General features: G+C 42.9%; 20 protein-coding genes. 7 read left to right on the top strand and 13 right to left on the bottom strand.

Features of this window, described 5'->3' with window-relative positions; translation table 11 throughout:
- Window positions 1–32: 32 nt before the first annotated feature.
- The 4 genes from RM347_RS04085 to RM347_RS04070 all read right to left on the bottom strand — a co-directional run bounded on the left by RM347_RS04085 (window position 33) and on the right by RM347_RS04070 (window position 3,059).
- The gene (locus RM347_RS04085; protein WP_416211905.1) at window positions 33–227 is read right to left on the bottom strand and encodes a GSCFA domain-containing protein; all 195 of its coding nucleotides are present in this window, start codon (window positions 225–227) and stop codon (window positions 33–35) included.
- Between the two features lie 189 nt (window positions 228–416).
- Window positions 417–1,622, bottom strand: a complete 1,206-nt coding sequence (gene pseC, locus RM347_RS04080; protein ID WP_322719001.1) for a UDP-4-amino-4,6-dideoxy-N-acetyl-beta-L-altrosamine transaminase — start codon at window positions 1,620–1,622, stop codon at window positions 417–419.
- Complete coding sequence (gene pseB, locus RM347_RS04075; protein ID WP_322719002.1) at window positions 1,580–2,569, bottom strand: UDP-N-acetylglucosamine 4,6-dehydratase (inverting); 990 nt, start codon at window positions 2,567–2,569, stop codon at window positions 1,580–1,582. The genes pseC and pseB overlap by 43 nt, the downstream gene beginning before the upstream one ends.
- A 58-nt stretch (window positions 2,570–2,627) precedes the next feature.
- Window positions 2,628–3,059 (bottom strand): tetratricopeptide repeat protein, encoded by a 432-nt coding sequence (locus tag RM347_RS04070; RefSeq protein ID WP_322719003.1) that lies wholly within the window; start codon window positions 3,057–3,059, stop codon window positions 2,628–2,630.
- Between the two features lie 909 nt (window positions 3,060–3,968).
- On the opposite strand from RM347_RS04070, the gene RM347_RS04065 reads away from it, so the two are divergent.
- Window positions 3,969–4,187 (top strand): DUF4327 family protein, encoded by a 219-nt coding sequence (locus RM347_RS04065; protein ID WP_012407469.1) that lies wholly within the window; start codon window positions 3,969–3,971, stop codon window positions 4,185–4,187.
- A 67-nt stretch (window positions 4,188–4,254) separates the two neighbouring features.
- Here RM347_RS04065 and RM347_RS04060 read toward each other — a convergent pair whose 3' ends face one another.
- The 4 genes from RM347_RS04060 to RM347_RS04045 all read right to left on the bottom strand — a co-directional run bounded on the left by RM347_RS04060 (window position 4,255) and on the right by RM347_RS04045 (window position 9,130).
- Window positions 4,255–5,538 carry a protein kinase domain-containing protein gene (locus RM347_RS04060; protein WP_322719004.1) on the bottom strand — a complete coding sequence of 428 codons (1,284 nt, stop codon included), beginning with the start codon at window positions 5,536–5,538 and terminating at the stop codon, window positions 4,255–4,257.
- On the bottom strand, window positions 5,531–5,806 hold the full coding sequence (locus tag RM347_RS04055) for a hypothetical protein (protein ID WP_322719005.1): 276 nt from the start codon (window positions 5,804–5,806) through the stop codon (window positions 5,531–5,533). The genes RM347_RS04060 and RM347_RS04055 overlap by 8 nt, the downstream gene beginning before the upstream one ends.
- Window positions 5,807–5,955: 149 nt before the next feature.
- On the bottom strand, window positions 5,956–7,959 hold the full coding sequence (locus RM347_RS04050; RefSeq protein ID WP_322719006.1) for a serine/threonine phosphatase: 2,004 nt from the start codon (window positions 7,957–7,959) through the stop codon (window positions 5,956–5,958).
- Between the two features lie 358 nt (window positions 7,960–8,317).
- Window positions 8,318–9,130, bottom strand: coding sequence for a basic amino acid ABC transporter substrate-binding protein (locus RM347_RS04045; protein WP_322719007.1), 813 nt, complete (start codon window positions 9,128–9,130; stop codon window positions 8,318–8,320).
- A gap of 256 nt (window positions 9,131–9,386) precedes the next feature.
- Between RM347_RS04045 and RM347_RS04040 the strand changes: the two genes are divergently transcribed.
- Window positions 9,387–10,586, top strand: coding sequence for a PLP-dependent aminotransferase family protein (locus RM347_RS04040; protein WP_322719008.1), 1,200 nt, complete (start codon window positions 9,387–9,389; stop codon window positions 10,584–10,586).
- 139 nt (window positions 10,587–10,725) lie between these two features.
- Here the strand turns inward: RM347_RS04040 and RM347_RS04035 are convergent, their stop codons facing one another.
- The 3 genes from RM347_RS04035 to RM347_RS04025 form a co-directional block, all read right to left on the bottom strand.
- A complete protein-coding gene (locus RM347_RS04035) occupies window positions 10,726–11,349 on the bottom strand; it encodes a J domain-containing protein (RefSeq protein ID WP_322719009.1) in 624 nt (207 codons plus the stop codon).
- A 197-nt stretch (window positions 11,350–11,546) separates the two neighbouring features.
- Entirely contained in the window at window positions 11,547–12,158 is a 612-nt protein-coding gene (locus RM347_RS04030) for an ATP-dependent Clp protease proteolytic subunit (RefSeq protein ID WP_322719010.1), read from the bottom strand.
- A gap of 148 nt (window positions 12,159–12,306) precedes the next feature.
- Window positions 12,307–12,969, bottom strand: coding sequence for an ATP-dependent Clp protease proteolytic subunit (locus RM347_RS04025; RefSeq protein WP_179067383.1), 663 nt, complete (start codon window positions 12,967–12,969; stop codon window positions 12,307–12,309).
- Window positions 12,970–13,208: 239 nt separating this feature from the next.
- On the opposite strand from RM347_RS04025, the gene RM347_RS04020 reads away from it, so the two are divergent.
- Both RM347_RS04020 and RM347_RS04015 read left to right on the top strand, forming a co-directional pair.
- Window positions 13,209–14,465, top strand: a complete 1,257-nt coding sequence (locus RM347_RS04020; protein WP_322719011.1) for a vWA domain-containing protein — start codon at window positions 13,209–13,211, stop codon at window positions 14,463–14,465.
- Window positions 14,462–15,742, top strand: coding sequence for a vWA domain-containing protein (locus tag RM347_RS04015; RefSeq protein ID WP_322719012.1), 1,281 nt, complete (start codon window positions 14,462–14,464; stop codon window positions 15,740–15,742). Before RM347_RS04020 ends, RM347_RS04015 begins: the two co-directional genes overlap by 4 nt.
- 43 nt (window positions 15,743–15,785) lie before the next feature.
- On the opposite strand, the gene RM347_RS04010 is transcribed toward RM347_RS04015, so the two are convergent.
- A complete protein-coding gene (locus RM347_RS04010) occupies window positions 15,786–16,799 on the bottom strand; it encodes a phosphotransferase enzyme family protein (RefSeq protein WP_322719013.1) in 1,014 nt (337 codons plus the stop codon).
- Window positions 16,800–17,382: 583 nt separating this feature from the next.
- On the opposite strand from RM347_RS04010, the gene gloA2 reads away from it, so the two are divergent.
- Window positions 17,383–17,769, top strand: a complete 387-nt coding sequence (gene gloA2, locus RM347_RS04005) for an SMU1112c/YaeR family gloxylase I-like metalloprotein (RefSeq protein ID WP_322719014.1) — start codon at window positions 17,383–17,385, stop codon at window positions 17,767–17,769.
- Window positions 17,770–17,919: 150 nt separating this feature from the next.
- On the opposite strand, the gene RM347_RS04000 is transcribed toward gloA2, so the two are convergent.
- Window positions 17,920–18,996 carry a PIN/TRAM domain-containing protein gene (locus RM347_RS04000; RefSeq protein WP_322719015.1) on the bottom strand — a complete coding sequence of 359 codons (1,077 nt, stop codon included), beginning with the start codon at window positions 18,994–18,996 and terminating at the stop codon, window positions 17,920–17,922.
- Between the two features lie 250 nt (window positions 18,997–19,246).
- On the opposite strand from RM347_RS04000, the gene hemW reads away from it, so the two are divergent.
- Window positions 19,247–20,428 (top strand): radical SAM family heme chaperone HemW, encoded by a 1,182-nt coding sequence (gene hemW / locus RM347_RS03995; protein WP_322719016.1) that lies wholly within the window; start codon window positions 19,247–19,249, stop codon window positions 20,426–20,428.
- Between the two features lie 10 nt (window positions 20,429–20,438).
- On the top strand, window positions 20,439–21,329 hold the full coding sequence (locus RM347_RS03990) for a UTP--glucose-1-phosphate uridylyltransferase (RefSeq protein WP_322719064.1): 891 nt from the start codon (window positions 20,439–20,441) through the stop codon (window positions 21,327–21,329).
- Window positions 21,330–21,429 lie beyond the last annotated feature (100 nt).

Here is a 21,429-nt window from a genome sequence, read left to right as displayed (position 1 = left end):
AACTGACTCTCAGATAGGAAGACTTGCTGCTTTTACTTGGGCAGCAGATTATATACATTTTCTTCTACTGTTAATACTTTTCTTTCTACGAGGGATGCGGCAAAGCCCCACGGACACCTTGAGAATACAGAACCATCAGACTTTAGAGTCCAAACCTCGTTCATTCCAAGTGTGACAACAAATACTTTTACTCTAAGAAGAGCTTCACGTGCTGAAAAAGCTCTGATAACCCTCTAAAAAAATATCAACTACCTTAGTTAGAGCCGATACATCACTATAGTTACTTAGCTCAAAACTGGATAGGATAAGAGCTAGAGTAAAAACATCTGGTTCTATTGGTTCTAATGATTGACTGCAACTTATAGTTGGCATCATGCTATTTCCTATTTTTCTGAAGTATTAATGTTTATATGTTGTCACCCAATTTTTTGTCTAATTAAATTAACTACTTCTTCTTGAGCCTCTTCAGGCAAAGTATAATAGATAGGAATACTTATTGCTTCGTGATAATATTTTTCGGATTGGGGAAAATTCCCTGATTGAAAACCTAATTTTTGGTAGTAAGGTTGTGTATGAACTGGAATGTAGTGCAAATTTACCCCAATTCCTGCACTACGAAGTTCTTCAAATATTTGTCGATGAGTTTTATTAATCTTATCCAGCTTGAGCCGAATGACATATAAATGCCAGCTAGATTCAGAATCAGGGTGTTGCCAAGGTAATATCAGGGGTAAATCTTGTAGTAGCTGATTATATCTTTGAGCTATCAACTGCCGATATTCCACAAATTTATCTAGTCGTTGCATCTGACTAGCACCCAATGCTGCTTGGATATCCGTCATTCGATAGTTGAAGCCTAGTTCTAGTTGCTGATAATACCAAGAACCATGAGATTTTGCTTGCATCAAATCTGGATTACGAGTTATGCCATGACTTCTTAATCTAATCAATCTCTGATACAATTCCTCATGATTTGTTAGCACCATACCACCTTCACCAGTTGTGATAATCTTTACTGGATGATAGCTAAAAACCGCCATATCGGAAAATTTAGTGGAACCAATAGGTTGTCCCTGATAGCTTCCGCCAATCGCATGAGAAGCATCTTCGATAATTTTGAAACCATAACGCTGTGATAAAGCAGCAATTTGTTCCATCTCACAAGATTGTCCTGCAAAATGCACGGGTATTAATACTTTGGGCAAACAACCTTGCTTTTCTGCCTCAGCTAACTTACTTTCTAATTCATCTATGCTCAAATTGTAAGTATTTGGGTCAATATCAACAAAGTCAACCTTTGCACCAGAGTAAAGTCCACAATTAGCTGAGGCAACAAAGGTATTTGGTGATGTCCAGAGAATATCTCCTTGCCCCAAACCAGCAGCAAGACAAGCAATATGTAATGCGGCAGTCGCACTAGAAACCGCTACGGCATATTTCGCTCCACAATAGTTGGCAACAGCTTGCTCAAACCTCTCTATGGTTGGGCCTTGAGTAATCCAGTCTGAGCGCAAAACTTCAATTACGGCATCAATATCTTGTTGATTAATATCTTGCTTTCCATAAGGAATGTAGTCACTCATTGCTTCAACATATCGAGTAGTTGGAAACCTTTTAGCCATTCTGTATTTATCTCAGAGCTATACTCAAACCCCTCAGAAACGGGCACTCCTTTTTGACTTAAAGCGTTGCAGGCGTAATCCACAGAATGAGTATATTCAATAGTTGGTCTAATCACATAATGATCGGTAAACTCCAATACTAAATGTGAAGCTTCAGAAGAAAACATGGCTTCATGTAGTTTTTCTCCTGGTCTAATGCCAACAATTTTAATTGGAACTCCCGGTGCAAGCGTTTCAGCTAAATCGGTAATTTTCATTGAAGGAATTTTTGGAACAAATATTTCTCCGCCGTGCATTCTTTCAAAACTGTTAATTACTAAATCTACACACTGTGGTAGCGTAATCCAAAAGCGGGTCATGCGTGGGTCTGTAATGGGAATCTCTCTGGCTTTTTCTTGAATCAGTTTTTGAAAAAAAGGCACTACCGAGCCTCTTGAACCGACAACATTACCGTAGCGAACTACGGCAAACCGGGTTCTCATTGTCCCAACAATATTATTAGCTGCAACAAAGAGTTTATCAGCAGCTAACTTGGTTGCACCATAGAGATTAATTGGATTAACTGCCTTATCTGTTGAGAGAGCAATCACCTTTTCTACTTCTTGATCAAGAGCGATATCAATAACATTATTTGCCCCATAAATATTAGTTTTAATACATTCCATTGGGTTGTACTCAGCAGCGGGAATATGCTTGAGCGCCGCAGCATGAATAACATAATCGACACCCCGCATTGCCAGACGTAGCCGATCGCGATCGCGCACATCTCCAATAAAATAGCGCATCACTGGTGCATTAAACTCCTGCGCCATTTCGTATTGCTTCAGTTCATCCCGTGAATAAACTATGACTTTCTGAGGTTGATATCGGCTGAGAATCGTTTTCACAAATTGCTTGCCGAAGGAGCCTGTACCACCAGTAATCAAAATAGATTTACTATCAAACATTTTTTGTTTATTTGTAATCTGTAAATTATTTTTTACCAAAAATATTTAAGTGAAATTCCTACTTAGATTTGGGCTGCTGATTTGGGCTGCGATCGCTGTTGTCAAATTGCTTTTTAATCTGCTCTAATAGAACTTTGTAATCTTGCCGTTCAGGGTGCAACTTCACCAGCTTTTCCAAAAGTTCTATCGCACCTTTAGCATCCTTCAATCGCAGCCGCACCAAAGACAGTTTCTCTAAAGCAAGTTGGTTTTCTGGTTCCCGTTGTAAAACCAGCTCGTAGCCCCGCGCCTGTTGTTGTAATCCTGACTCAGGAGAAGCAGACGCAGTTGCTGGCTCTGGCTTAGGTTGACTAGCCTGTTGTATTGCTGGAATTACTGCAAACACCGTAGAACCAACAAACCCCACTAACGACACTATCGTGACAATCTTTTGTCGCCGCTCAATCTGCTTTTTGCGGGAAATTAGGTATTCATCCCCCGAACCAGTCATACTTCACATACTTGCTGTGGTAAATACTTAGGTAGTAGCAAGCCTCCCATTATGAGGTTACCCATCTGCCCAACAGAAACTAACATTTTGGCTACAAATTTTTTACACAAAATTCAAATGCTGACTTCTGAAGACGAGGAAACTTTATGGTAAGCCCATGCTTACTGAAAATTTTGCCATGCGATCGCCCCTATGCTTCAAAGTAAAACCCTCTCCTGCGTCTAGACAGAGCCAACCCCTCAGGTCTTATTCATTGGGCGAAACATTAAAATTATATAAAGATTTGCGATGATTCTACCTAATGCCAGATGTTTGCGATATTCTAAATAACGTTTAAATAGATAACAACAGTAGTCATTTCTACTCAATTGCAAATTTCCCTGTCAGTCAAAAACTTTCAAACTAGCCCGTGTCCTATGGGTTTTTCAACAAGCACACATATTTTTTGTGATTAAAACAAATAGAATTTTCTCACTCGTCCTTAGTCAGACTTCTTAGTGCAATTTACCAGACGACTAATTATTCTACTCGGCGTCCACAATGTATCTATGACAAAAGGTACTGTTGCACTGTAGTGGAGAAAGGGTAAAAGTTAAGAGGAAAAAGAAGAAGGGAAAAGGGGAAACAAAAGCATCCCTTACCCCTTCATCCCTTAACCCTTACCCCCTAAACTTTTGCCTAGCTTCTGCAAAAAGTTTAAGGACTGCTTGGTGAAATTGGAGTTTTGTGGTGGTAATTACCGTACAAAATCGAATTTACCAGTAATTTAGTAGAGTTTGTTATGGTATAGTTAGAAAGTTAAGACTAGCTTTACCAAAATTACACCACTCTACGACCCGGCAACAATTGCAGAATGGGAAGCAGTTTTAATTAAGTATTTACCAACAAAATCTGAATTCAATCGAGGTTATGACTCAGCAAGTGATTCACCCAATGGTGAAATTGCAACGCAACGTGCAATCACTCATAGAATCGAATATTATCAAGCCAAGCGATAGCATCTGGAAAATCGCTTTGCTCTACGGTAATGAATGGCAGCACTGGAAACAGGAACTGCTGGACTTTGGCTTTAGTATGCAAGACCCAGTTAGTGAATTGCTAGCTGTAGAAACTTGGGATGAAGAATAGGGAATAGGGATTTTCAATATTCCCCACTCTCTACTCCCCAGTACAGATGCGATTAATCGCGTTTCTCCTATACTTTACAAGCAGCTAAAGCCGCAGTTAACTCTTTTGCAGTTTGATAGCGCTCGCGTGGCAACGGTTCTGTAGCGCGATCGATCACATCTCTTAATTGGGAACTAATGGTGGGAACTTTTGCCACATCAAACCTGAAGTTTCGTCCTCGTTGGCGGTAATACTTGAAAGGGTTTTCGCCTGTGAGCAGAAAAATCAGTGTTGGCCCAATTGCATACAAATCAGATTGAGTCAAAGGTTGTCCTCGTTCTTGTTCAGGAGCACAGTAACCTTCTGCACCAATCCGAGTCCCAGGCGCTGTGCCAATTTCCTTAACTGCGCCAAAATCTAGCACCACTATGCGATTTACTGAACTTCGCACCATTAAGTTAGCGGGTTTAATATCGCGGTGAATCAGTGGAGGCTCTTGGCTATGAAGGTAGTCTAAGATATCGCAGGTTTGGATCATCCAAGCGATCGCTTGGCTTGGTGTCACTGGCCCAGTGGTATAGACACGTTTCTCTAAATCTTGTCCGTGGATTAGTTCCATTGCCAAGTATTTTTTTCCGTCTTCTACAAAGAAATCATAATACTTGGGAATTCCAGGATGGTTAAGGGATTTGAGAGTATAGGCCTCACGCTCAAATAATTCTTGAGCTTTGGCAATTCTTACCATATCAGCATTCATTTGCTTCAACACCAACAGTTGTGGGATACTCCCAATCTGACCAGTGCCATCCCAAGCAAGATAAGTAGTACCCATACCTCCTTGTCCGAGAGTTCGCAACACCTGATAATGGCGAATCCTCTGTTGTACTGAGAGAGGTTGACCGCAGTGGATGCAAAACAAATTGTTCGGGGAGTTACCTTCGTGCGTGCAAGTGGAGGATGAATTTGCCAGGTTTTTTGCTGAGTAAAGTGTCTCGGCGGCGTTTTCTTCTGTCCCTTGCATTTGTTGCGATCGCAAACCAGTTTCCAGCACTGTTACATCCTGAATTTGGAATTGCAGTATTGGGCCTCCCTGTGCCAGTTGCAAAAGGGAATTATCTGGTAACGGACTCTGAATCACAAGGACACCGTTGAGGAAAGTCCCATTTGTACCCTGACTAATCAGCTGCCAAGTATCGCCATTGGTAGAGGAACTGACTTGTCTCAGTTCTAGATGATGCCGCGAAACTAAACTATCAGTTAAAACAACGTGATTATCTGCCGCTCGACCAATCCGAATTATGGAAGAGTTCTCAAAGCACCACTGCTGGAGGGGCGTTTTCTGTTGCGGTTCTAACAGGGTCAGACTAACCACAATACAACCTACAAGGTAAAAGGATCGGGGAATGGGCACTTGTACTGAGCGTTTGCGTACCGTCTCGTAGAGAAGCCGTAAAGCCTGCGGCATAGCTACGCTTAGGGCGCAGCCTCTCCAAGAGTTGTATTTGGCATTGGGCACTTGTACTGAGCGACTCGTGCCGAGCATCTCGACTTCCTTCGACTACGCTCAGTACAAGTCGCTCGATGGAGCCGAAGCTGAGGTAAGCCGTTGGCGCAGCCTCTCCAAGAGTTGTATTGGGCATTGGGCATTAAATTTATCCGTAAATTAGGTTTTAACGCTTGATTTATAAGCTTTTGACGTTAATTAGCTGATATGTCTATTGGGAATTGGTGATTGTTCTTTCTTCTTATTACCTATGCCCCATACCCTATACCCCATGCCAATTTATTTTTAACTTTCCAGATTTGGGCGTACTTTTGCCCGAACAAGTATACCAGTAATATTGTCATGACCATTATGTTGGTTCGCCAACTCAATTAAATCTGTAACGCCCCGTTCTAAGTTAGCGCCAGAACTAAGTAAGGGTTCTAAGTGAGTCTGCCAATGGGTTTCTAGTAAATCATTATCTGATAGACCGTCTGATGCCAACAGCAGAAGGGTATCTTCATTGATGTCGAAAAAGCCGACATCGGGATTAATCGAGTTTTCGTCACGAGGCCCCAAGGCTTGGGTGAGTTGGTAGGCATCGGGGCGGGCGTAAGCGATGCTTGCTTCTACTCCGCGCGTAATTTCCCGTTGCCCAACTTCGTGATCTACTGTGACTTGTTCTAGTCCCCGCTTGCGCGTCAAGCGATAGAGACGGCTATCTCCCACATGAGCAACTGCTGCTTGAGTATCTTGAATTAAGAGCATTACCAGAGTTGTACCCATACGCCCCACTCCAGAACGGGCATCTTGTTGATTGAGCTTGTAAATCGCCTCATTAGCTAAATACACTGCCTCGCGAATGCTATCTTCTGTTGGCAGTTGGTTGGAAATCCAGTGTTCTTGAAAGTATTGCCGTAGGGTGTTGACTGCTAACTCACTGGCTATCTCGCCGCCAGCGTGTCCACCCATGCCATCACAGAGAATATACAAACCATACCCTTGCAGGACTCGACTTTTGGGCAACTCTAGCTTATGAATTTTGGTTTCAATGCCAAAGTGGTCTTCGTTATGATGACGTTGACGCCCAACATCTGTGCGTCCTGCATCTTCTAAGCTACTTAACTGCATCGCCAGCACAACAGTTGGCATATCATCAGTTTTGCTAATGATATCTTCTGGCTCATCTGATTGCGGGATAGTGGGCACAGCAGTATTTTTCTCCTTGATTGGGGGTAAAGTTGCGGTTCCTAGTGCTTCCAGTTCAACAGAGATTTCCTCCAAACGCGATCGCAACTGTGCGATCGTCTGAATTTTACCTACATCTAAATCCCCCAACATCTGGACTACAGAGCCAAATTGAGTGCGTTGAGACTCTCTAAATAACGCTTGCCAAACCCGCCCCAAAGCTTTGATAGTTAACGGCTCCTCTGGAATAGCAAATGTTTGGGCTTGGGCATCTTCTGGGGACTCGGTAGCAGGCTGAGAATTCGATGATTCCACATACAACCTTTGTAGCGCCAGCGTTTGGTCTTCATCCAATCGCAAATTCGACAAATCTAAAAGGCTTTGACGACAATTTACTGGTTCCAATACTGCCCAAAGTTGGGTCATCTGATAACACCAGTGTAAAATTTTTAACGAACTCGTTGTTTCTTCTTGCCAGCGATCGAGTAAATGCTGCCAACCCGAGCGGTCTTCAAGTATTACTACCTGGATATCCCCCTGTTGCCATGAATCGTGGATCGGCGGTATCCCGCGCTCACCTTGGGATTGTAAGACAATATAAAGTTTAGCAAGGCGAGGAATTTCACTTGCTTCTACTGATGGCGTTAGCAAATCTGATTGTTGACTTGCTAGTATCGCATCAATGGGTGATATTTGATACGGTTGGCAGTCTAGAACTCTGACGCCTACATCAGTAATGGTGGCAGTTTCAGTTTGGGCAGGTAGCGGATCTAACAATTGATAGCGCTCTTGAGAGTCTAAATAGGAGCCTAATGCAATTTGAGAACTAGAGGATAGAGGAGATGAGGAGGATATTGCTCCCTCATCTTCTTCTACTTCCACATCTCCCTTATCTCCTTTATCCTTCTCTACTCCCAAAGCTCCCCTAGTTGTTTCTTTAGCAATAATTGCCCAAAACACTGTTCCACATTCAGTGTCACAGTTATGACAACGTAGTGCATTCACAGGTACATCATCGGCACTGCATTCAGGACAGACCTTGTGAGTCAGGGACATGCCACAGTTTTGACAGAATTTGTTGCTATTGGGGTTTTCAAATTTACACTGAGGGCAAATCAGCATAGTGGAAGTTCCTTTATTCCCGTTCCAAAGTGCTTCTAGCCACTAAGATCCAAGGTGCCACAATTGGCTGTCCCTGACTACAGTAGACCTATAAGAGATTGTAGTTTATCAATGAATTTTGGTGGCAGTATTAATTGTGACGCATATTAGATAAATATTTAATAATTGGCAGCCAATTTCTTATAAATGGGTGAGTGGGGAATTAAGAGAGTAGGGGGAGCAGGGGAGGCAGTGCGGTCTTCTCTACGAGACGCTGCGCGATGGGGTTTCCCCAAGTAGAGCAACTGCCGTGGAGCAGGGGAAGAATTTCTAACTCTTGACCAATACTTTGGCTACGCCCAGTACAAGTGACTAATGACTAATGACTAATGACTAATGCCCAAGAGTCTGGCAATTGTGGAGGTTCAGCATTAAACCATTTTTGATAAATTTGCTTGTAAGTGCCATTGGATAACAAAGTAGCTATACCTTTGTTAATTGCATCCAGATGGGGGGAGTCTTTAGGGGTAGCAATCCCGTAGTATTCTTCAGTGAGCAGATCGGCAACAACTCTGATGCCTTTGAGTTTGCCATTTTTAATCGCATACAAAGTAGCGAAAGCATCGCTAACCACAGCATCAACATTACCATTGAGCAAGTCTTGGAAAAATTCTGGGCCAGAATTAAAAGTACTAATTCTGGCGTTGGGAATGCTTTTGGCAAAATCTGCCCCAGTAGAACCAATTTGTACAGCAATTTTTTTACCTTTGAGACTATTGAAGTCTTTAATATTCTGGTTGTCTTTGCGGACAGCGATCGCTAGTCCGGCTTTAAAATAAGGTCGGGAAAAAGCAATTGTTTTCAGGCGTTCGGCGGTAATCGTGATTCCGCTAATTGCTGCATCGACTCTTTTGGCTTGCAAAGTCGAGATCATGCCATCAAAGGGCAGACTTTCAAACTGAACTGCAAAACCTGCTACTTTAGCGATCGCATTCATCAAATCAATATCAAAACCTTCTAAGTTCCCACTAGCCCTTTGGATTTCAAAAGGGACAAAGGTAGGATCTGTCGCCACCTTAAGAGGTTTAGCATCTGGGTTAGTAGTGGGATAGAGACTTTTACAAGCAATAATCAGTAGCAGACAGCCTAAGCTTAGAATTAGCTGCTGCCACTTGAAGTTAATTAATTTCACTCTAGTAATTCCGTTTTATCAGTGAATATTCACGATACTTGTCATGATGTTATAAAAAAGAATACATCCGTCAGGAGCCAGAATCCACCATGAATTCTGGGCGACTAAGGAAAGTTTAAGACCCCCACTCTCTTGAAAAGTGATGCTCCTGCGGACGCTCGTTCCAACGCAGCCTTATCGCTAACGTTGCGCTAACAGATCGAAGGAAGCTTCGGATCTGACTTTTCGCTAATTGACTTCTAATTTTGAATTGCTTATGGCTCCCACCACCCCTGCTTACCAAATTACTGATTTATTCGCCGAACGAGCTAGAAATCTGACACCACCAACCTACGGCACAGAGTTAACCAAAATCATCACCGTCAGCTTTGCCTACGGTCTAGCTGACCCAATTCTTTTTCCCCACGCTGACTTGGCTGCTGCAAGTGCTGCTGTACTGGCAGAAGAAGCTCCGAACGCTCTCAATTACGGGCCGCCTTCAGCCCAATTGTATGAACAAATTATCCTCCGCTTGCAGGCTCAAGGAATCGCTGCCGATCGCGATCGCCTGCTCATTGGCTACGGTTCTGGTCAGATTCTCGGCTTGCTACCAGATGTATTTATCGAACCTGGTGATGTGGTGATTGTGGAAGGGCCAACCTTCTTGGGAGTAGTTAGTAGATTTGTCCATGCTGGTGCACGCCTCATGACTATTCCTGTAGATGAATTGGGAATGGATGTGGACGCCCTAGAGGAAACTTTAAGTGATTTGAAGAAACAGGGCATTCGACCCCGGTTTATTTACACCATTCCGACCTTTCACAATCCCACAGGCACTACTATGCCGTTATTTCGCCGCCAAAAGTTAGTAGCACTGGCGGCTGAGTATGGCGTGCTGGTGGTGGAAGACGATGCCTACAGCGATTTACGCTTCCAAGGAGAAGCTGTGCCCTCCCTCGCATCCCTAGACCAGGAAGGGTGGGTGTTATATGTGAGTACTTTCTCGAAAATTATTGCACCGGGTGTGAGGTTGGGCTGGGCTTGTGGCGATAGAACAATTATTGAGCGGTTGGCAATGTTCAAAAGCGAAGGGCCTGTGGGACCATTTGTCAGCCATGTGGTTGGTCGCTACTGTGCCACAGGCAAACTAGATGCTCACATTCAAGAGCTAATTGCCTGCTACAAGCATAAGTGCAATTTGTTGTTAGAGGCGATCGCTCACGAGTTTCCCAGTGATGTAGTTGCTTTGCGACCAGGTGGGGGCTTTTTCGTTTGGTGTAAATTGCCACCAGACATCAGCGCCAAAGCACTCCTAACCACTGCCAGTGAACACGGCATCAGCTTTCTTCCGGGGACTCGCTGCTACGCCAATGGACAGGGAGATGATGCCATCAGGTTAGCTTTTAGCTTTCAACCAACCGAAAAGATTGTCGAGGGAATTGCTACCTTGGGAGCAGTCTTGCGCGGATGGCGGTAATACCGTACTAATTTTGGATTTTGGACTTCGGCTTCTCTGCGAGACGCACTCGCGTTCGCTCAGTCAAACGATTTTGGATTGAAGATAATCTAAAATCCAAAATTGAGTGACACAGTTTTCAGTAAACTTACGTAAATCCTTAAAAAATTTGTTCTAAGCGCTGAAAATCGCGCTGCACTTCATACCAGAGACTTTTATTATGGGGGTCTGTCTTCAGAGCTTTTTTAAGATAAATTTTGGCTTTGAGCAGTTGGTTTTCGGAAATTAGCGCCCGTCCCCAAATTTGATAAGCGATCGCTAACCATTGGCGAACTTCTGCATCTGATGACAAACGATCTGCTAAAGCTTCCGCCAGTGCGATCGCTTGCGGAAATCGTCTTTCTTGCAAAAATCGCTGCAATTGCTCATAAGTCTTCCACTTCAGCCGCTCTTCTATTTCCAACAGATTAGGCGGCTTTGGTTTCGGTGGTTGTTGGCTTGTGACTGTTGTTACTGGTGTTTTCTGTCGCTGCGTTGCCTTGGCGTTACCACGCCCAGACGTTGACACCTGACTTGAATGGGCAGCAGTTTCTTCTGGCAGTACTACCGTCAGTAGGAGTTTGTAAGCCTCTGTCAAGGCAATAAACTTATCTTTGGCTTTGTTGTCATCTGGGTTGATATCGGGATGATATTGCTGCGCCAGCCGTCGGTAAGACGCCTTGATATCAGCAAAAGAAGCTCCCGACCTTAAACCCAATAAACGGTAGCAATCTCCAAGATCCATCTTGAGCTATGAGCTATCGAATATCCAGCTAAGGGCTATCAGCTATGAGCTTTAAGCCTGAACTATTAATAATAAGGGCAAATTTGCTATTTTAAAGTTCAATGTTGACAGTTTCTTTAGGGGAGGGGAGTGGAAAGTGGGGAGTTAGGAGTTATAATTCTTCCCCTGCTTCCCCTGCTTCCTCATCTCCCTATTCCCTACTCCCCTGCTACTACAGAGGTTCGTTCTTCAATTACACGGTCAATTAAACCGTATTCCTTAGCCTCTTCAGCAGACATGAAAAAGTCACGATCCATATCTTTTTCAATTTTTTCTATGGTCTGACCAGTTTTATCAGCATAAATGCCATTGAGCTGGTGACGAATCCGCAGAATCTCTTTAGCTTCAATTTCGATATCGGTTGCTTGTCCCCGAGTGCCACCAGATGGCTGGTGAATCATAATCCGTGAGTGAGGCAATGCTAACCGTTTGCCTTTGGTGCCAGCGGCCAGTAGGAAAGACCCCATTGAAGCAGCTAAACCTACGCAAATAGTCACTACATCTGATTTGATATGTTGCATGGTATCAAAAATAGCCATACCAGATGTAACCATTCCACCGGGGGAATTGATGTATAAATAAATATCTTTACCTGGATCATCCGAGTCCAGATACAGCATTACAGCAATAATTTGATTGGCGATTTCATCATCAATATCTCGCCCCAAGAAAATAATCCGTTCCCGGTAAAGGCGATCGTAGATGCTAATCCAATCTGTATATTGTCCACCGGGCATCCGGTAAGGAACTTTAGGAACGCCTATAGGCATAATTTACTCCGTTCTTAATTAGTCATTAGTCATTAGTCATTAGTCATTAGTCATTGGTCATTGGTTATTAATAATTTTTGGTTATTAACAATTGGACTTTGGACGAATGACATAGACGCGTCAGCGGCTTCTCGTAGGGTAGGAGAAATTAAAGGACACTGGCAGGGAGGGGAGGATTAGCGAGTTCTTCTTTCTCAAAAACTCGATCAATCAGCCCATATTCCTTCGCTTCATAGGGTGTTAAATATAACAGCCTGTCCATGTCTTTAGTAATTTTTTCTGGAGCCTGTCCAGTGGTGCGATGTAAGATATCAACTAACGCCCCTTTATTTACCAAAACTTCCCTGGCGCGAATTTGAATATCCGTTGCTTGACCTTGGGCGTAGCTCTTGGGCTGATGCAGGATAATCGAGGAGTGAGGCAAACTAGCGCGGCAACCTTTTGTACCAGCACTGAGTAGCATCGCTGCCATACCCATCGCGGAACCGACGCAGATGGTGTGGATAGGAGGCTTGATATATTTCATGGTGTCATAAATGGCGAAGGCTTCGGTTTCAAAGCCAATGGGTTCGCCACTGTAACCGGAAGTGCCGGTCGAGTTGATATAGATTTTAATCGGCTTTTCGGGGTCGTCGGACTGCAAAAACAGCAACTCGGCCACGATCAATTCCGTGACAGCAGGCACCAGTGGCATCCCAATATAGACGATTCGCTCCTTCAATAAAAGGGAAGGTAAATCTGGCGGTGGTGTCCGGTAAAAGTTATCGCCGTAATATGGGGCTTGAACAGCCTTGATTGGGGAAATGTCCATAGCAACTGATCGCCTGAAACTATGCCGTTAACTGTAATACATCCTAGCGCGATGCACGCTTCCCTCAAGGTGCGGATTTCTCCCTAATGCTGAAGGTGGCTTTGCATCTGCCAATGCTTGGCTTCTAAGATATTCTGATTATATTAATGTATTTGTGTTTGGATAAGTTTTCCGTAGAGCTAAAGTAGTGCTTTGAAGTTATTTATTAATATGTATATCCTGAATAAGGACTTTGAGTTATGAAGGTTAGTTTGCACCCTGCCTTGAATGATGGTAATTTGGACGCAAATCAACTGAACAGTCAACGTCAGTTGGGAATTTCGATTTCGGCGATCGCAGAGACTCAAGACCGCCATGTACCCCTGAATTTATGCTTAATTCTCGATCATAGTGGTTCCATGAACGGGCGATCGCTAGAAACGGTCAAAAAAGCAGCGAATCGTCTGGTAGATAGACTCAATCCGGGCGATCGCCTCAGTGTGGTAGTTTTTGATCACCGTGCCAAAGTCTTAGTACCCAGTCAAAGTGTCGAAGATCCAGACAAAATTAAACAGCAAATTAATCGCCTCGCCGCCGATGGTGGAACTGCGATTGATGAAGGACTGCGCTTGGGCATTGAGGAGTTGGCAAAGGGAAAAAAAGATACTGTTTCCCAAGCCTTCTTATTAACCGATGGCGAAAATGAACATGGTGATAATAATCGCTGTTTAAAATTCGCCCAATTGGCTGCTAGCTATAATTTGACTTTGAACACTTTGGGATTTGGTGACAACTGGAACCAAGATGTTTTAGAAAAAATTGCCGATGCTGGCTTAGGTACTTTATCTTATATTCAAAAACCCGAACAGGCAGTGGAAGAGTTTAATCGCCTGTTCAGCCGTATTCAAACTGTGGGATTGACTAACGCTTATCTGTTATTCTCCCTCATGCCCAATGTCCGGCTAGCAGAACTTAAACCTGTGGCCCAAGTTTCCCCAGACACAATTGAATTACCACTGCAACAAGAAGCTGATGGACGTTTCGCTGTGCGGTTGGGAGATTTAATGAAAGATGCGGAACGGGTAATCTTAGCTAATATTTATTTGGGACAATTGCCAACAGGTGAACAAGCGATCGCTAATGTGCAAGTCCGCTACGACGATCCAGCCGCCAACAACGTAGGTTTAGTTACACCAAATATCCCAGTTTATGCCCATGTAGTGAAAAACTACCAAGCAGACCCAAATCCCCAGGTGCAACAGTCTATTTTGGCATTAGCGAAGTATCGCCAAACCCAGTTAGCCGAGACGAAATTACAACAGGGCGATCGCTCTGGTGCAGCGACGATGTTACAAACGGCTGCGAAAACTGCCTTGCAAATGGGAGATACTAGTGCAGCGACAGTGTTGCAAACTTCTGCCACCCAGCTACAATCTGGTGGAGATTTATCTGAAAGCGATCGCAAGAAAACCAGAATTGTCTCCAAAACAGTTTTGCAAGATACTCCTCCTCAATGAAAGTTAAATTGCTCTCGGCGTTAAATGACAATAATGTTGATGTGGCTCAAACAAGTAGCCAACGTCAACTAGCAATGACTATTTTTGCGATCGCTGGTGAGTCTGACCAAAATCTCCCCCTTAATCTCTGCTTGATTTTGGATAGAAGTGGTTCCATGCATGGACAACCAATTAAAACGGTGATCCAGGCGGTGGAAGGATTAATCGATCGGTTGAAAGTAGGCGATCGCATTTCAGTTGTGGCTTTTTCTGGTTCTGCGGAAGTCATTATCCCTAACCAAGCGATCGAAGATCCCGAAAGCATCAAATCTCAAATAAAAAGCAAACTGACTGCTAGCGGCGGCACTGCGATCGCTGAGGGTTTGGAACTGGGAATTACAGAATTGATGAAGGGGACAAGAGGCGCTGTTTCCCAGGCGTTTCTGCTGACGGATGGGCATGGTGAAAGCGGTTTGCGAATTTGGAAGTGGGATATTGGGCGAGATGACAATAAACGCTGTCTGAAACTGGCGCAAAAGGCTGCCAAGCTGAACCTAACTATCAACACTTTCGGATTTGGCAATAGCTGGAATCAGGATTTGCTGGAAAAAATTGCCGATGTCGGTGGTGGTACTCTAGCTCATATTGAACATCCTGAACAAGCTGTGGAGCAATTTAGCCGACTATTTGGAAGGATTCAGTCAATTGGGCTAACTAATGCTTACTTGCTGTTATCTCTAGTGCCCAATGTCCGATTAGCAGAATTGAAACCCATTGCCCAAGTTGCCCCAGACACAATCGAGTTACCAGTGGAACCCGAAGCTGATGGCAGCTTTGCTGTCCGTTTGGGAGATTTGATGCAGGATGTAGAACGGGTAGTTTTGGCAAACATTTATCTGGGACAATTGCCAGAAGGGAAACAAGCGATTGGGCATCTGCAAATCCGTTATGATGACCCGTTGGTTAACGAACAAGGTTTACTTTCGCCCCTCGTGCCAGTGTATGCAGATGTGGTGCGGGCGTATCAACCAGCTTCTAATCCGCAGGTGCAGCAGTCTATTTTGGCATTAGCGAAGTATCGCCAAACCCAGTTAGCCGAGGCGAAATTGCAACAAGGCGATCGCACTGGTGCAGCCACAATGTTGCAAACTGCTGCTAAAACCGCTTTACAAATTGGAGATAAAGGTGCAGCAACAGTGTTGCAAACTTCTGCTACTCGCCTGCAAGCTGGAGAAGAACTTTCCGAAGCAGACCTCAAAAAAACTAGGATTGTATCAAAAACCGTTTTACAGAAATAGATATTGCAATTGACTTGTTGTGTCGTAACCGCCACCGACTGCCTTAGTATTTATTAAGCAGAAATGATTCGCCCTGAAGATACAGATGAACGTGTTCTTTGACGATATACGGCACGGTTTCCGAAATCCACTTATGCTCTTGTGGATTATTTACATGAAAAGAAAGTACTTCAATCAGCGCCATGATAAAGAAACCTTCTGTAATCTGTAAGTAATGTTCAGGTAGCTTATGAATAGCTTGATAGCCTTCAAAAAAGGAAGGTCGGACAGTGGGAAGTAAATATTGAAGCGAACTTGCAATATCGTAAAGATAGTATCCAAAGCCACAGCGAGCAAAATCGATTGGACGGAATTCCTCGTTGTGCAATAAATAGTTGCCCTCATGAAGATCAGCGTGAATCAGTCCCCAGATATTTTGTGTCTGACCCAGTGTTTCTATCATTCCTTGAACTTGACAAGCCGCCGCTTCGAGGGTCTTGTAATCTTCTGCTGAAATCAATTCTTGTAATACTGCTGGATAAAGTGCCGAAAGTGCTGCTTGCAGCCGATTCTGATCGTAGGCTGGGCGAACAAAGTTTTCTGGCAGTTGCCACTGACTACTATGCTGGTGCAATCTAGCTTGCAACAAACCGAGTTGGTAAGCTTGTTCTGGAGTTTGTTCTCCGTTGAGGTTGTTGCCATCAATCCAATGCAGCAGTGAGCAATAAAACATTTCTCCGGTCTCATCTAAAACTTGAGTGAGCCATCTATCTTGTAGATTTTTTACTGGCTCCTGCACAACAATCTCTGTGTCATGACGCAAGGCAGTAAGCCACAAAAGTTCTGAGTCAATCACTTGTGGTCTTTGCCATACATCGCCTTGTAGCTTAGATATTGGTTGATGAATACGGAGAAGAAATTTTTCCGCTTGTGTTTTTATACAGAAGGTTACGCTTCCACTATGACCTAAAAAATAACGCTCTCCTTGAGCCATATCATATTGTGCAAAGGCAGCTTTCGCTATGTAGTCATAGATGTTATCCTGCATTTTTCCCATAACATCTTGGTTGGTATACATACTCTAATCTTAAGTCCCACCGATCAGTTTGCGATTGCGCCCTTACAGATAACCTAAACGGCACAACTAGTTATTGGAATTGTTCTAGATATCCACCTTATCAACCAATCGCAAGCTTTCGGCTCAACTATATACCAAAATCAATGCGCGAATTACTTAAATAAACAAGCAAACTGGGCTTTGAGAAAGTAAAAGCTCTTTTTACTTGCGGAAAACACCAAAATGAGAAAGCAAACTGGGGTTTGAGAAAGTAGAATGCCATTTTGAGTAAGCAATATGCCTTTTTGCTTATTAAATATGAAGTTTTAAGAAAGTAATATGCCTTTTTGCTGATTGAATATAAATTTAAGTTAAATATGCGAAAGTTTAGACATCCGGCAACAACGGTAAGCGATGGTGTCGATACCTGCATCACGTAGCAATGCTGCCGCAGAGAGTGGTAATTACTGACGGGGCAACAATTTCATAGCGGTTGGGTAGTTTAATGATGCGATGCACTTTGCTAAAGCCCTAGTCTTGCAAAAACTAGCAAAACTCTGCTACAAGTGCTAAAGGTAAATGATTAGTAGCTTGAGAAATTAAAATGAAAACTACTGGTATTCATCATGTAGCTATTATTTGTTCTGACTACGATCGCTCCAAAACTTTTTATGTAGAAGTTTTAGGTTTTTCGATTATTCAAGAGACTTTTCGCGCTAAAAGAAATTCTTATAAATTAGATTTAAAAGTTGCAGAAAATACCCAAATAGAGCTATTCTCTTTCCCAAATCCTCCAAAACGAGCTAGTAAACCAGAGGCTTGTGGTTTAAGACATCTTGCTTTCCAAGTTGATGATGTAGAAGAAACTGTTTTTTATTTAAAATCAAACGGGTTAAAAGTAGAAAATATCAGAGTTGATGAAATTACAGGTAAAAAATTTACTTTCTTTAAAGACCCAGATAATTTACCATTAGAGATTTATGAAAATTAGAATATATAGATGTTTGGATTAAATAATTTTAGATAAATAGCAAATAAACGAGCTATTTGATAACAGTCTCGTGATTCTAATCAATAAATAATCGGTGCAGCCAACCTGCACCGATTACTAAGTGTCACTTGAATTGAACATCCCATTTTTTCACGCCAATGCTGAAGCTTGGGGTTTGGCAAAAATCATTCTTCCTGCTGTAGTTTGCAAAGCACTGGTAACTACTACTCGCAGTTCACCACCAACATAACTGCTACCTTCTTCAACTACTACCATTGTGCCGTCATCTAGGTAGCCAATACCTTGACTGGGTTCTTTGCCTTCCTTGAGAATTTTCAAATCAAGGTTGTCGCCAGGTAAATAACTGGGGCGGACGGCATTCACTAAATCATTCACATTCAAAACAGGTACTTTCTGAACACTGGCAACTTTAGACAAGTTGTAGTCATTGGTTAGCAATGTGCCGCTAATTTCTTGGGCAAAGCGCACTAACTTAGCATCCACTGTGGGAATATCGTCGTAGTCAACTGTATTAATCAGAATGCGATCGGGATATTCTTCTTTAATGCGGTTGAGAATTTCTAGTCCTCGTCTTCCCCGCACGCGCTTTTGGTCTTTGCTAGCATCCGCTACTTGTTGGAGTTCTTGCAAGACAAATTGCGGTACAAGAATTTGCCCTTCTAAAAACCCTGTTTCTAGTAAAGCTTCAATGCGACCATCAATAATGCAGCTAGTATCTAAAACTTTGGTATTGGCTGGTTTTAGTGTTCCTTCCACTACCATCGATTCGACAGTGTTGGGATTAATGAACCGTAATAAACCTCGCCCGTGAGTATCTGCCAAATTCATGCCAGTGACAGAAAGGATAATACTACCGACAACTGCCACCAATGGCTTAATAAATCCAAAATCCGCCGGGATAGGTAGCAAAAATAGTGGGGCTAACATGAGGTTAGCTAGCAATAGCCCAATCACTAAGCCAATGGCACGAGTTAAGATCACTTCCAGAGGCATTTCTTTGACTTGTGATTCTAGACGACGATATGTCGTCTGGAAACTCAGCCCGATCGCACCACCAATAATAGCGGCAAAGACGGCAACAACTAAGCGTAAAGCTTCAAGATTTGTTACCTGATCTAGTGTGCCATTGGGTAGTAGTTCAATGCTGTAGAACCCTATTCCCGACGCTGCTAGGATAAATGAGAAAATAATAATGGCGTCAAGCATGGTTGTCTTGTTTTCCTGCAACTGTGTTCACCGAGAAAGTTAAGTATTTTTTATTTCATCGGTAAGATAAACTCATCAATATTGACTTACACTAAGGGTTTAGTAGCGCAATATCTGCAATTATTATAACCAAAGGCTTTTATCTTAATATTTTTCATTGTTTCGTTGTAAAACGACAAAAACTTGTAAATAAACTACTCATTTTCATTGTCTCTAATTCGCAGTTGGCTTAACTTAATTCTTTCTCAAAATGAGTCAAAAATTTAGTATTTCTGGAATTGCGAGTTCTGCTTATGTGCATATTCCCTTTTGCAGACGGCGGTGTTTTTATTGTGATTTCCCAGTGTCTGTTGTGGGCGATCGCTTGCGGGGCGAAACATCTGGCACTATTTCCCAATATGTTGAGGTGCTATGTCAAGAAATTGCCATTACACCAGCATTTGGTCAACCCCTGAAGACAATTTTCTTCGGTGGTGGTACTCCTTCGCTGCTATCAACGGAGCAGCTACAACGGATAGTTACAGAGCTAGAGAAGCATTTTGGTATTGCGTCTGGGGCAGAAATTTCTATGGAAATTGACCCAGGCACCTTTGATTTAGCCCATATAGCAGGCTATCGCAGTGCAGGCGTGAACCGGGTAAGTTTAGGTGTACAAGCCTTTCAATCAGAATTATTGCAAAGGGCGGGGCGATCGCACTCAGTTGAAGATATTTTTGCAGCGGTGGAACTAATCCACCAAGTCGAGATTCCCGAATTCAGCTTAGACCTAATTTCTGGGTTGCCGCATCAGTCTTTGGATCAATGGCAAGATTCTCTAACAAAAGCGGTAGCGCTTGTACCCACTCACATTTCTATCTATGATCTTACCATCGAACCTGGTACAGCCTTTGGTCGTTACTACAAACCCGGCGATACTCCTTTACCCACGGATGAAGCCACAGTCAAAATGTACCAAATGGGGCAGCAAGTTTTGACTGGCGCAGGTTATGAGCATTATGAAATTTCCAATTATGCTCAATCTGGTCATCAGTGTCGGCATAATCGAGTGTATTGGGAAAACCGCCCTTACTATGGCTTTGGGATGGGTGCAGCAAGTTATGTTGAGGGGAAACGCTTCACTCGTCCGCGCAAAACTAGGGAGTATTACCAGTGGGTGGAAGCTGGCGGTGTGATTGATTGTGAATTGACTCCCCCAAAGGAAGTATTGTTAGAAACGTTAATGTTGGGGTTGCGTTTGGCGGAGGGTTTGAGTTTAGCGGCGTTGGCGGAAGCATTTGGCGAAGAGAAGGTGGAGGAAATTTGTAGGTGTTTGCAAGGCTATTTTGAGAAAGGTTGGGTGGAAGTTACAGAGGGAAGGTTGCGTTTGATTGATCCCCAAGGGTTTTTGTTTTCTAATGTAGTGTTGGCGGAGTTGTTTGAAAAGTTGGGGTGACGATCCATTTATGCAGAAATATCAAGTTAGAAAAGCTGTGATTCCGGTAGCTGGTTTTGGGACTCGTTTGTTTCCAGCTACTAAAGTTATTAAAAAAGAACTTTTCCCGATTATTGATCGAGATGGTAGGGCAAAACCTGTCATTCTCGCAATTATTGAAGAGGCAATTAATTCTGGAATTGCAGAAGTAGGGATTGTGGTGCAGCCAGATGACAAAGAAATATTTGAAGATTTATTAAAAAACCCGCCTAAAAAAGAACTTTTCGATAAACTTTCGCCGCAAAATCAAGAATATAGCCGATATCTCGAAGATTTAGGTAGCAGAGTTACCATCTTATTGCAAGAGGAGCAACTAGGCTATGGTCATGCGGTATTTTGTGCCAAGGATTGGGTGCAAGATGAGCCGTTTCTGTTAATGTTGGGCGACCACATTTATTCATCTGACATTGAAAAATCTTGTGCGCGTCAAGTTTTAGATGTTTACGAACAAGTTAATCAAAGTGTTGTTGGCTTAACTACAATGCCAGCAGAGATTATTAATAAAGCTGGGTGTGTGACAGGCATTTGGCAAGAAGAGTTAAACTCGATTTTGTCAGTTACACAACTCTATGAAAAGCCTAGCATTGAGTATGCACAACAGCATTTGCGTGTAGAAGGAATGGCAGAAAATGAGTTTTTATGTATATTCGGTTTGTATTTACTTACGCCGAAAATTTTTGACTTTTTAGCAGAACATATCAACCAAAATTTCCGAGAAAGAGGTGAATTTCAATTAACATCTTGTCTGGAAAGATTGCGTCAGGAAGAGGGAATGACAGGATATGTTGTTAAAGGTAAGTGTTTTGATACAGGATTGCCAGATGCTTATCGTCAGACAATGATTGATTTTAGAAATTTCTAGATTAATCTTAGTTCTAAATGCTGCTTGCTCTGAAAAAAAGGAATAATGTTTTTTATCTTCATCACTAAATTAAGTTAGTAACAGCGATTAATTACGAATT

Source organism: Nostoc sp. ChiQUE02 (assembly GCF_034531305.2).
Taxonomy (GTDB): Bacteria; Cyanobacteriota; Cyanobacteriia; order Cyanobacteriales; family Nostocaceae; genus Nostoc.
This window is presented reverse-complemented; position numbering and strand designations above follow the sequence as displayed.